The organism is uncultured Dialister sp. (assembly GCF_900541605.1).
In the GTDB taxonomy this organism is placed as follows: domain Bacteria; phylum Bacillota; class Negativicutes; order Veillonellales; family Dialisteraceae; genus Dialister.
The window spans coordinates 1-11,946 of record NZ_UQKJ01000058.1; the positions used below are offsets into that span (position 1 = coordinate 1).

At 53.8% G+C, this 11,946-nt stretch carries 9 protein-coding genes; all 9 read left to right on the forward strand.

Translation table 11 applies throughout. From position 1 onward, the window contains the following. Positions 1–251: 251 nt before the first annotated feature. The 9 genes from QZR21_RS05405 (at position 252) to QZR21_RS05445 (ending at position 11,884) form a co-directional block, all read left to right on the forward strand. Positions 252–566 (forward strand): helix-turn-helix transcriptional regulator, encoded by a 315-nt coding sequence (locus QZR21_RS05405; protein WP_296099327.1) that lies wholly within the window; start codon positions 252–254, stop codon positions 564–566. Between the two features lie 104 nt (positions 567–670). Next, positions 671–1,645 carry an NADH:flavin oxidoreductase gene (locus tag QZR21_RS05410; RefSeq protein WP_296099324.1) on the forward strand — a complete coding sequence of 325 codons (975 nt, stop codon included), beginning with the start codon at positions 671–673 and terminating at the stop codon, positions 1,643–1,645. A gap of 18 nt (positions 1,646–1,663) precedes the next feature. Continuing rightward, positions 1,664–2,548, forward strand: coding sequence for a radical SAM protein (locus QZR21_RS05415; protein ID WP_296099321.1), 885 nt, complete (start codon positions 1,664–1,666; stop codon positions 2,546–2,548). Between the two features lie 19 nt (positions 2,549–2,567). Beyond that, positions 2,568–3,446: a radical SAM protein gene (locus QZR21_RS05420; RefSeq protein WP_296099318.1), complete on the forward strand. Its 879-nt coding sequence runs from the start codon at positions 2,568–2,570 to the stop codon at positions 3,444–3,446. 2,658 nt (positions 3,447–6,104) lie between these two features. Next, positions 6,105–6,641 (forward strand): CtsR family transcriptional regulator, encoded by a 537-nt coding sequence (locus QZR21_RS05425; RefSeq protein WP_296096141.1) that lies wholly within the window; start codon positions 6,105–6,107, stop codon positions 6,639–6,641. Between the two features lie 4 nt (positions 6,642–6,645). After that, the gene (locus QZR21_RS05430; RefSeq protein WP_296096143.1) at positions 6,646–7,197 is read left to right on the forward strand and encodes a UvrB/UvrC motif-containing protein; all 552 of its coding nucleotides are present in this window, start codon (positions 6,646–6,648) and stop codon (positions 7,195–7,197) included. Next, complete coding sequence (locus QZR21_RS05435) at positions 7,194–8,246, forward strand: hypothetical protein (protein WP_296096145.1); 1,053 nt, start codon at positions 7,194–7,196, stop codon at positions 8,244–8,246. The genes QZR21_RS05430 and QZR21_RS05435 overlap by 4 nt, the downstream gene beginning before the upstream one ends. 321 nt (positions 8,247–8,567) lie before the next feature. Continuing rightward, positions 8,568–10,988, forward strand: coding sequence for an ATP-dependent Clp protease ATP-binding subunit (locus QZR21_RS05440; protein WP_296974168.1), 2,421 nt, complete (start codon positions 8,568–8,570; stop codon positions 10,986–10,988). Positions 10,989–11,503: 515 nt separating this feature from the next. Continuing rightward, positions 11,504–11,884, forward strand: a complete 381-nt coding sequence (locus tag QZR21_RS05445) for an endonuclease domain-containing protein (RefSeq protein ID WP_296096149.1) — start codon at positions 11,504–11,506, stop codon at positions 11,882–11,884. Positions 11,885–11,946: the final 62 nt, after the last annotated feature.

Sequence of the window (11,946 nt, forward strand, 5' to 3'; positions counted from 1 at the left end):
GAAAGAGTGTTTTCTGACGATATTTTCTTGATTAAATCAGCGTTTCCCTAGAAGCTAGAAGCTAGAAGCTCCCGCCCGTGCGCACGGTACTCATCCACAGGACCGCGGCAAAGCCGCTATTGACCTAGACCTGGACCTAGATCTAGACCTTTATGGCATCGAGCCCCGCTCCCATTGACTCTGACCGTAAAAATGCAAATTTTCCAATTTTTACTATTGACATATCGCGAATTGCAGATATAATAATATACATGAATGTTATAGATATTTTCAAAGCGCTGTCCAATGAGACCAGGCTGAATATCCTGAAGTGGCTGAAGGATCCGGAAAGATATTTTCCTCCGCAGGGAATCCATATACCGGAAGGAGAGACATTTGATAACTGCTCCTGCGTAGGATCCATCTGTGACAAGGCAGGTATATCCCAGTCTACCATATCCGGGTATCTGGATATGATGCAGCGGGCGGGGCTCCTGGAATCCCGGCGGTTCGGGAAGTGGACCTATTACCGCAGGAATGAGGAGACCATCCAGAAGCTGGCGGAATACATTGGCAAGGAACTGTAAGGAGTGCCTTACAGGATAGAAATCGGCAGGGAAGCCTGCCTTTTTCTTAAAAGTATCATATTTACAATCAGAGATATGTGAAAATGATTATGGAGATGAGAGAAATGAAATTATGGGAATCCTATGACCGGGGACTCATCCATGCTTCCACGAGGATGGTGGTGCCGCCCATGGCGACCCAGAGCGGGTCCGACGGTTTCCCGGGGCCCCGGACGGTGCGCCATTATGTGGAGCTCGCCAGAAACGAAAGGGTGGGACTTCTCTTCACGGAGCACAGCTACATTGCCCGGCAGGGCAAGGCGGATCCCTGGCAGCTGGGATTCGAAACGGATGAGGTGATCCCCTTCCAGCAGCGGCTGACGGAGGCGGTGCATGATGTGCATCCGGGGATTCTCTTCTTCGCCCAGATCAGCCACGCCGGTGTGAATACATCGGAGGCGGTGACAGGGGAGGAGCTGGTATCGGCCAGTGAAATCGCCGGACAGGGGGGCATCAGCCGGGCCCTGACCATCCCGGAAATCCGGGAGCTGGAGGAAAAGTTCGCAGAAGCGGCACTCCGGGTGAAGAAGTCCGGCTACGACGGTGTGGAAATCCACAGCGCCCACGGGTACCTCTTAAACCAGTTCTATTCGCCCCTCACCAATGACAGACGCGATGTCTACGGCGCAGGTTCCCTGGAGAACCGGACCCGTTTCCTCGTGGAAACAGTGGCGGCTGTGCGCAGGGCGGTGGGGCCCGATTTCCCCGTTGCCGTGAGGCTCGGGGGCTGTGATTACATGGACGGCGGAAGTACCGTAGATGATGCCGCTCGCACTTCGGTGCTCCTGGAGCAGGCGGGGGTAGACCTCATCGACCTCTCCGGTGGGCTTTGTATATATATGAGGCCCGGCCATCGGGAAGCGGGATGGTTTTCCGATATGTCCCGGGCGGTGAAAGAAAAAGTGAAGACGCCGGTTATCTTGACCGGAGGCGTGAGAACGCCGGATGAGGCGGAAACGCTCCTGGAAGAGGGAGCCGCTGATTTCATCGGCGTCGGTAGAGCCATGCTGCAGAATCCGGCATGGGGGTTAGATTATTAATATAAGGAGATCAGAATTATGCATTTTCATGGACCGATTATCAGACCGCAGACCGATGCGGACAGCCTTTTCATTGAAGTCACCGCCGGGTGCTCCCACAATTCCTGCACATTCTGCAATTTCTACAAGGATACGCCCTTCCGCATCGCTCCCCTGGACCAGATTGAACAGGACCTGAAGGAAGCCCGCCGGAAATGGCCGAACGCTAAGAAAATCTGGGCCTCCGGTGGCAACCCCTTCTACCTCCGCACGGAACAGCAGATCAAGGTATGGGACCTCATTAAGAAATATTTCCCGGATTCCCGGATTTCCACCTACGCCATCATTTCCGACTTCAAGAGAAAAACGGCTGACGATATCCGCCGCATCAAGGAACATGGCCTCGATGAAATCATGATCGGCATCGAAACCGGGGACGACGATGTGCTGTCCTTCGTAAATAAGGGCTACACCGCCCAGGACATCCTGGACGCCGGCAAAAAACTGGACGAAGCGGGCATTACGTACCGCATGATTTACCTCGGCGGTCTCGCCGGCCGGGGCCACCTTGTGGAAAGCGCAAAGAAATCGGCAAAGATTTTCAACCGGATCCATCCGTACTACATGATGCTCACCAACGTGGCAGTACTGCCGGGAACGAAGCTCTACGACCAGATGAAGAAGGGCGAATGGACGGAAGCTACGGAAAAGGAACGGATCGAAGAAATCCGCACCCTCATTTCTGAACTGAACATCCCCATCACCATCAATTCCGGCACCTCCACCAGCACCGTACGGTTCGAAGTGAAACTGCCGGAAGAAAAGGATAAGATCCTGAAAGAACTGGATGATGTACTCGATAAATTTGATGTGAATACTGAAATTGCCCTGGAACGCTGGAGACACAGCATGCTTTCCGTCTGATTGAAAGGAGATCTTATTCATGCATTTTGCAAGTAACGTAGTTCGTCCGCCCTATGAAGCGAACAGTGTATACCTCCAGGTCACCAGCGGCTGCAGCCATAACGCCTGCCGTTTCTGTACCTATTATAAAGACGCCCCCTTCGCGGTGTCCCCGGAACGGGAAATCGTGGAAGACCTGGAAGAGCTGGCCAGCTACGGCATGGCCTTCCCCCGGATCTGGCTCCAGGGAGCGGACCCCTTCCTCCTGTCCTTCTCCCGACTGAAGCGGATTGCCAACCTTATCCACAAATACCTGCCCTTCGTGAAGACCATCGGCGGCTACGGCCGCATCGACAGCCTGAAGAACAAGACCGTGGAACAGCTGAAGGAACTGAAGGAACTGGGCTATTCGGGCATCGTCTTCGGCGTGGAGTCGGGGGATGATAAAATTCTGAAATTCATGAATAAGGGATATAAAGCCAATGAAATCGTGCCGCAGCTCTCCAAAATGGACGAAGCCGGCCTTCCCTATGAAGTGATTTTCCTCTCCGGCCTCGGCGGCAAGGGCTATGGCCTGGACCATGCGAAGAAAACGGCGGCTGTATTCAACCAGCTCCACCCGGACCGTGTCCTCATCGCCGGACTTACCATTTTCCCGGACACCCCCCTCATGCAGGACGTACGGAAAGGGACCTTCGTGGAAGCCACCGAAGGGGAACGGGTACTGGAACTGACGGAATTCCTGAAGGACCTGAACATCGACACCCTGGTAGACGCCACCAACGCCTCCATCATCACCACCATCTACGGCCGGGTACCGGAACGGAAGGCCAATATGATCAGCCGCCTCCAGTACATCTACGACACCTACGGCGAACAGGGCCTCCGTCACCAGAGAGACTCTTTGGGGGCGATTTAAGCGAGATCGAAATCGAGGAAGATGGGGCCGGAGGCCCTGGGGGTCTAGATCTAGATCTAGGTCTAGATCTCCAGCGGCTCCGCCGCGATTATGTGGCTGAATGGCGTGCGAACGAGCGGGGGCTTCTAGCTGTTAGCTTTTAGCGGCCAGGAAAGCTGGATAGGCCCTGCGGGCAGATTCGCCTGTGGCGAATCAGTAGCTAGTGGCTAGATCTAGTGGCTAGGTGAACAGGCCCTTCGGGCCGGATTCATTACCATTTCTCAGCCCTGTGGGCAGCTTTCTTCTGGGAGGAGAGCCTTGTGTGGAGTCAATGGCACGTTTAGGAGCAGAGTCATCAGGATACCTATTGCGGCTTCGCCGCTGGTGCCCTCGATCTCGGTCTCGACCTCAATCTCATCTGACGGAGGTTAGCCGATGGATGTGCCGCAGGCTTAGGACTTGCTTCCCCCTTCGGGGTGGCAAACGAACTGATTTCGTAGGGAGCCGCAGGCGACCGAGAAATCAGTGAGATGCTTCCCTGTGTGGGAAGTCCTGCAAAGCGGGCAAGGGGGGTGCATTTGCGGCGAAGCCGCTGGAATGGTGCTTTCAACTCTCTTTTCTCAACTCCATCTTTGAAAATCCCGTCATAGTCATTTACCAGAAAGATCTCTCGACTCGTCGTAGCTGTAGCGATTCTTATGGACAGCATCGATTGGCATGCTTCCACCGCTCGAGATGACGATATAGGGGAAGTGTCAGAAAGTGCGGTGAAACCGCTAGTGGTTAGCCTCCTTCCTCGGGAAGGCGAGGGTCCAAGTTGGCGTCTATACTGCACACTAAGACGCCTTCCTTTCAGGGCCCGGCGGTGGCGCCGAAGGCGACGGAGGTTAGCCGTGGGGTGCGCCGCAGGCTGATGGTTTGTCCCCCTTTTCCAAAGGGGGGATGTCACGCAGTGACAGAGGGATTCTGATGGATTTGCGGCGAAGCCGCTGGAACTCAACTCTTTCTTTGAAAATCCCGTCATAGTCATTTACCAGAAAGATCTCTCGACTCGTCGAAGCTGTAGCGATTCTTACTTGTTGTGACACATAGCATGCTGCCACCGCTCGAGATGACGATATAGGGGAAGTGTCAGATCGTGCGGTGAAACCGCTGGTGGTTAGTCTCCCTTTCTCAAAGGGAGATGTCTGCGAAGCAGACAGAGGGATTCTGATGGGTTTGCGGCTGTCAGACGATAGAAGATAGATGATAGATGATAGAAGATAGAAGATAGATGCCTACAGGCCCTGCGGGCCGAATCCGGCACCATCTCTCAGCCGTTTGCAGCTCTCTTCTGGGAAGAGAGCCTCCCGTGGAGTCAATGGGACGTTATGGGGGCAGAGTTATCAGGATTCCTATAGCGGCGGAGCCGCTGATGCCCTCGATCTCGATCTCGGCCTCGATCTCATCCGACGGAGGTTAGCCGATGGAAGCGCCGCAGGCTGAATTTTTGCGGCGGCGCCGCTGTGAGTTAGTCTCCCTTTTTCAATGGCAGCAGTCCTACAGAGGACTGCTGAGCCGGGCCCAGGAAGGTGCCTTTACTGTACACTAAGGCACCTTCCTCTTGTGGCCTGGCCGGAATGATGTCTGCGAAGCAGACAGAGGGATTCTGATGGGACTGCAACGGTTGATACGGACATTTTATATGATTGGCAGTCCGGCTATTAGATGATAGAAGATAGATGACAGAAGATAGATGCGGACAAGCCCTTCGGGCCAAACCCATCAGTTCCCATTAGCTAACCTCACCCCGATGGGGAGCTCCTTCCCGATGAAGGAGCCTCGGTCAGTGTCAATTGCACGTTTTGGGTGCAGAGTCATCTGGGACCCAACCGCGGCTTTGCCGCTGTTGTGTATCAAAAGGCGGCGCTTCCCAATTTGTGCGCCGCCACCTTCCCCTCGGGCGAAGCCCGTTACCCCTGCGCCACTTCGCCCGCAGGGCGTTACCCTTCAGCCACTTTCTAGCCCAACGCCATCTCTCAGCCGTTGGCAGCTCTCTTCCGGGAAGAGAGCCTCCCGTGGAGTCAATGGGACGTTTTAGGGGCAGAGTCATCAGGATCCCTATAGCGGCGGAGCGGCTGATACCCTCGATCTCGATCTCGGCCTCGATCTCATCCGACGGAGGTTATCTGATGGAAGCACCGCAGGCGGATTCCATGCGGCAGCGCCGCTAATGGTTAGTCTCCCTTTTTCAAAGGGAGATGTCACGCAGTGACAGAGGGATTCTGATGGATTTGCGGCGAAGCCGCTGAACCTCTACTCTCAACTCTCTTTGCTCAGCTCTTTCTTTGAACTGTAAAGTAAAAGTCAAAAAAGTAAAATCAAAATTCTGTACTTTCTGAAAAGAATTTACAGATTTTTTTGCGCGCCTAATGGACATAAATCGCTGATATTCCAGTATTTATGCCTGATTTGGCCTGTGCCGGCAGGAGAAAAAGAAAAGTAAAATTTTTTGATTTTACCTATTGACTATTTGACATTAAGGGGCTATAATAGGTTTGCAAGTTGAGAGAGGAGGTTGAATGGAGTGGCTGGTGGCTGGTGGCTGACAGCTAACAGAAAGCCGTAAGCCGTAAGCCGTAAGCCGTAAGCCGAACTCCTATTCCTCCTGATTACGTCACAGAAAGCGGTGAGTACCAAATGAACAATACAATGCTATCGGATCGGATAGAGAAATTTATCCTGGAACTATTGGACAAGGATTCCGGAGACCAGGTGATGCTGAAGCGGAAGGACGTGGCGGACCTGTTAGAATGTGCGCCGTCCCAGGTGACTTATGTCATTAATACCCGGTTTTCTTCGGATGACCGTTTCGTGGTGGAGTCCCGCAGGGGCAGCGGGGGATATATCAAGATTTCCCTCCGTACGAATCCACCGCCGGGAAGGAAGGTTTCCCAGTCTTCCCGGACTGCCGGAAAGGCTGGCAGCGCCAGTACCGCTGCCGGCAGCAGCCGAAAGCGTGAGGATACGCCGAACCCGAACAGTATCGAGACCATCGAGAACGGGCTTGACGGGTACTACCGCATGCTTGTGGACTACGAACTCATTTCCGGCCAGGAGTATCGACTGATTTGTGCAATGACCCATACCATGCTGGAGTATTGTCCGGAAAGCCATAGAAGGGAAGCGGCGAAGACATTGATTCACCGTGTGGAATGGGCATTGAAAGGAGATTGAAAATATGCTTTGTGATCGTTGCCATGGAAGAGAAGCAGTGGTCCATGTGACACAGATCATTAATGGACATAGAACGGAACGGCATCTGTGCCGGGAATGTGCAGCCAAGGAAAATCTCATGAATGATTCCATGGGGTTCTTCGGGCATGACCTGTTCCGGAACAGCTTCGATTCCTTCTTTAATGATGGATTTATGAATTCCCTGTTCCGCCCGGCCCGGACCACCATCGAAAGCCTGTCCTGCCCGGAATGCGGGAAGAAGTACGAAGATTTCAAGAAAGACGGCCTTCTGGGCTGCCCGGAATGCTATGAAGCGTTCCGCGAGAAACTCCGTCCTGCCTTCCAGCACATGCAGGGGGCTCACCGGTACAGCGGCGATGCGCCGAAACCGGCGGATGAGAAGAAAGCTCCTGAAGAATCTCCGGAACTGAAGGAGCTTCGGGAGAAATTGAGTAAACTGGTGGCTGATGAAAATTACGAAGAGGCTGCCAAAGTGAGAGATGAAATTCACAAACTGGAAGACAAAGGCTCTGATAAAGGAGGCAGTTCCAAATGACTTTGGATGAAATACTGGAGAATGATCTTCCCCGGTGGGCCCAGATCACAAAGGAAGACCCGGTCCTCTTCTCGAGGATCGCCCTCTTCCGGAACGTGAAGGGCATCCATTTCCCCTCCCGTCTCACGGGGGAGGAACGGAAGAAGTCCTCCCGCCTGGCGGACGAAGCGGTGCAGTCACTGAATGACCACGGCTACGGTCCCTTCATTCCCTATTCCCTGAAGGCCCTGGACCCGAAGGAAAAGGAAATCCTGGCGGAGAAGGGATTCCTTCCGGAAGAAGAGCAGCCGCTGGATGATGACACGAGGCTCTACGTCAATGAAGACGGGAGCCTGGCGGTGCGGACCAACGTAAAGGACCATCTGGCGTACCTGGGCTTCTCCGGTGGCAATACGGTGTACAGCCTGTGGAAGCGGGCGTCCCGGCTGGCGGACGAAAGCGCGGGCATCCTGGAGTATGCCTTTGACCGGGAGTTCGGATACCTCACCGCTTCTCCCCAGTACACGGGGACGGGGCTGAAGATGGTGTCCCTCCTCTTCCTGCCTGGCTTCACCGTCCACGGCCGGATCGGGGAGCTGGCGGAGTTCCTGGAACTTCGGGGCTTCCACCTCACACCGGTTACAGGGAAGGCGGACAGCCGGTATCCCTATTATCGTATAGAAAATACAAGGTCCCTGGGTATCAGGGAAATGGACTATGTGTCCGAAATGGATAAGATCCTGCAGGAAATCAGCGAGGAAGAGAAGAAGCTCTGGAAAGAGACCTTCGAAAGCTCGGAAGATGTGTTGCGGGACCGGATCTGGCGGGCCGTGGGAACCCTGAAATACGCAAGGCGCATCGGGAAGGAAGAGGCCCTGTACCTGGCCGGCCTCATCCGCATGGGTATCAACGCGGATATGATTCCCGATGAAGATGGACTTCTGTTTTACCGTCTCTATTCCCTCATCCCCGACAGCCAGGTGGCGGAAATCACCCATTCCACCGGCGGCGAGAAGGATATGGAAATGTGGCGCAGCGCCCTTCTTCGGGATGCGCTGAAGGGACTGTGACCGGGATGTACCTGGAGGGCGTTAGCTCAAAGGGGTGAATGGTTCGTAAGGGTTGCAGGGGGTGGCATCGCTGACGCTCGCCAACCGGGTTGTGGCTTCAACATCGCTGCGCTTGTTGAAGCAGGGGTTGTTGGTACGATAGCCGCCAAAGGCGGCAGACCCTGCCTTATGCCCCCGGTGCGAAGCACCCACCACCCGGTGAACGAGCGAAGCGCAGTTCACCCACAACCCTTAGCCCCATTCATCCGCATGGAGTACATCTCAATATAGCTATTAATGGCATTCAATATATACAGACTCTAAACAAAAGGAGGAGTTACTATGGAAGACAGATTTACTGATGGCGTGAAAAACGCCTGGAAATTTGCCGCACAGGAAGCTGTCAAACTGGGCAGTGACTATGTAGGCACGGAACATCTTCTCCTGGGCATTGCCCATGAAAAAGATACCGCCGGCGGCAAGATCCTGAATTCCCTCGGCGTCACTGTGGAAGCCGTGGAAAATTTCCTGTCCCAGGCCGGCAGCCGTTCTATCTTCAGCAGCGCTGAAGAAGTGTACGTGGCACCGCGGACGAAACGGGTGCTGGAAATGGCTGTGGAAGAAGCCAATGAACTGGGCAATTCCTATGTGGGCACGGAACACCTGCTCCTGGCCATCCTGAAAGAAGGAGGCGGCCTGGCCGTACAGATTCTGGAAAACTTCGGCGTCACCGAGGATAAACTGGAAAAGGCCTTCGAAAAATTCGTTTCCGAAGACAATGGCAGCCAGAATTCTTCCGCTGAACTGGGAGACCTGGGCGGCTTCGCTGTGGACCTGAACGAAAAGGCGAAACAGGGCAAGATCGATCCGGTCATCGGCAGAAACGATGAAATCAACCGGGTCATCCAGATCCTGTCCCGTCGGAACAAGAACAACCCGGTCCTCATCGGTGAACCTGGCGTAGGTAAGACCGCCATCGCCGAAGGCCTGGCACAGCGCATTGTGAATAACGATGTACCGGAAATCCTGAAAAACTGCTACATTATTTCCCTGAATATGTCCTCCGTAGTAGCAGGCACCAAGTACAGAGGTGAATTCGAGGAACGGCTGAAAAAGGTGATTGATGAAGTGAAGAAACATCCGGACTGGATCCTCTTCATCGATGAACTGCACACCCTCGTAGGTGCAGGCTCCAGTGAAGGCTCCATGGATGCCGCCAACATCATGAAACCGGCTCTGGCCCGTGGCGAACTCCGCTGCATCGGTGCCACCACCCTGAAAGAATACAAGAAATACATTGAAAAAGATGCAGCCCTGGAACGTCGTTTCCAGCCTGTGAAAGTCGGCGAACCGACACCGAAGGATACCCTGGAAATCCTGAAGGGCCTCCGGGATCGGTACGAAGCCTTCCACAAAGCAAAGATTACCGACGAAGCCCTGAAGGCTGCCGTGGAACTGTCCGGCCGTTACATCACCGACCGTTTCCAGCCGGATAAAGCCATCGACGTCATCGATGAAGCTGCTGCCAAAGTCCGTATGGAAGCTTCTTCCACTCCGGAAGGACTGAAGAAGAAAGAAGAACAGCTGGAATCCATCAACAAAGAAAAGGAAGCCGCCGTTTCTTCCCAGGACTTTGAAAAAGCTGCCGTATATCGTGACCAGGCTAAGAAACTGCAGACTGAAATCGATGCCCTGAAGAAAGACTGGAAGGGCGGAGACCACGACCATCTGCAGGTAACCGCAGAAGACGTGGCAGAAGTGGTATCCAAATGGACCGGCGTGCCTGTGGAGAACCTGAAGAAGAGCGACGCTGAACGGCTGCTCCATCTGGAAGATGAACTCCATAAGAGAGTCATCGGCCAGGACGAAGCTGTCCATGCAGTGGCTACGGCTATCCGCCGTGCAAGGGCCGGCATGAAAGACCCGAAACGTCCGATCGGCTCCTTCCTCTTCCTTGGCTCCACCGGTGTGGGCAAGACCGAACTGGCCCGTGCCCTTGCTGAATGTATGTTCGGCAGCGAGAAGAACATGATTCGTTTCGATATGTCCGAATACATGGAGAAACACGAAGTCTCCCGTCTCGTCGGTGCGCCCCCAGGATACGTGGGCTATGAAGAAGGTGGCCAGCTCACCGATGCGGTTCGCCGCAATCCGTACAGCGTCATCCTCTTCGATGAAGTGGAAAAAGCCCATATGGACTTCTTCAACATCCTGCTCCAGGTACTGGACGACGGCCGTCTGACCGATGGCCAGGGCCGGACCGTGGATTTCACGAACTGCGTCATCATCATGACCAGTAACCTGGGCTCCAACTTCATCAAAGGCCAGATGAAACAGCTGGGCTTCAACTCCGGCGAAGAGAAAGAAGAGAAAAAGGATACCTTCGAAGACATCAAGAAGATGATCATGGACCAGGTAAAACGGACCTTCCGTCCTGAATTCATCAACCGTATCGATGAAATCGTAGTATTCCATCCGCTCACTCCGGAAAACCTCTCCGAAATCGTAAACCTCATGCTGAAGAAAGTAGAAGGCAAACTGGATCACTTCCATGTGACCCTGGACGTCTCCGACGATGCAAAGAAGATCATCATCAAAGACGGCACCGATGTAGAATACGGCGCTCGTCCTCTGAAGAGGACCATCCAGAAAGAACTGGAAGACCCGATTTCCGAACTCATCCTCCAGGGCGGCCTGAAGGACAAGAAAGTCCTCCACGTCGGCAAGGACGACAAGGATAAACTCACATTCAAAGCCGAATAATGAAGGTGTAGAATGATATAATGGACACAGGAATCTGATTCCTGTGTCCATTTTTTTATATACAGCCAAGCGTCATGCGAACGGATGGGGGCTTCCAGCTGCTGGCTTTCAGGAAAGCCGGTTCGCTTGCGGCGCCGAGACACCCCAACCTCCCCTCTTCAGAGGGGAGGGGGGACCGCGTGAGCGGTGAAAGGGTGTCCCCAAAGGCCGTTGCAGGTATTGACAGAAAACAGTGGGAGCGACTTCAGCGAGAGCTCCCTCCGCCGCCTGCGGCGCCGAGACACCCCAACCTCCCCTCTTCAGAGGGGAGGGGGGACGCGTGAGCGGTGGAGGGGTGTCCACTGAAGGCAGCTGTAGATATTGACAGAAAACAGTGGGAGCGACTTCAGCGAGAGCCCCGCACCGCCCTCCTGCGTTGCTGTCTTCTCTATTAGATGGGGTTGAACCAACTCTCCCTCAACAGTCTCTATTTCTTATTGTCTTATTTTCATTCTACCTGACCAGGAGCAAAGGCTATGGATAACCGTTTCCGTATACCCAAAAACAGTTCTCTTATGACACTTGCCAAGGAGCTTCGGAAGAATATGACCCTTGAAGAGAAGAAGCTGTGGTATCAGTTTTTGAGGACCTATCCACTCAAGTTTTATCGTCAGAAGGTTATCGGCAATTATATCTGTGATTTTTACTGCCCCTCGGTCCGGCTTGTCATAGAATTGGATGGGAAACAGCATTACAACGAAGAGGATGCCGCCTATGACAGGGAAAGGACCGCATTTCTGGAGTCCTATCACATTACTGTGATTCGATACTATGATGGGCTGATACGTGAGCAGTTCGGAGATGTCTGCAAGGACATTGATCATATAGTGAAAGACCTGATTTGGACCAGGAACTGAACAGATCATGGATACAGGCGGCTTTAGCACCCCAACCTCCCCTCTTTAGAGGGGAGGGGGAC

What these genes read in the sequence shown, in the direction of transcription:
- QZR21_RS05405 (WP_296099327.1), top strand. Translation starts at nt 252, where the DNA reads ATGAATGTTATAGATATTTTCAAAGCGCTGTCCAATGAGACCAGGCTG.
- QZR21_RS05410 (WP_296099324.1), top strand. Translation starts at nt 671, where the DNA reads ATGAAATTATGGGAATCCTATGACCGGGGACTCATCCATGCTTCCACG.
- QZR21_RS05415 (WP_296099321.1), top strand. Translation starts at nt 1,664, where the DNA reads ATGCATTTTCATGGACCGATTATCAGACCGCAGACCGATGCGGACAGC.
- QZR21_RS05420 (WP_296099318.1), top strand. Translation starts at nt 2,568, where the DNA reads ATGCATTTTGCAAGTAACGTAGTTCGTCCGCCCTATGAAGCGAACAGT.
- QZR21_RS05425 (WP_296096141.1), top strand. Translation starts at nt 6,105, where the DNA reads ATGAACAATACAATGCTATCGGATCGGATAGAGAAATTTATCCTGGAA.
- QZR21_RS05430 (WP_296096143.1), top strand. Translation starts at nt 6,646, where the DNA reads ATGCTTTGTGATCGTTGCCATGGAAGAGAAGCAGTGGTCCATGTGACA.
- QZR21_RS05435 (WP_296096145.1), top strand. Translation starts at nt 7,194, where the DNA reads ATGACTTTGGATGAAATACTGGAGAATGATCTTCCCCGGTGGGCCCAG.
- QZR21_RS05440 (WP_296974168.1), top strand. Translation starts at nt 8,568, where the DNA reads ATGGAAGACAGATTTACTGATGGCGTGAAAAACGCCTGGAAATTTGCC.
- QZR21_RS05445 (WP_296096149.1), top strand. Translation starts at nt 11,504, where the DNA reads ATGGATAACCGTTTCCGTATACCCAAAAACAGTTCTCTTATGACACTT.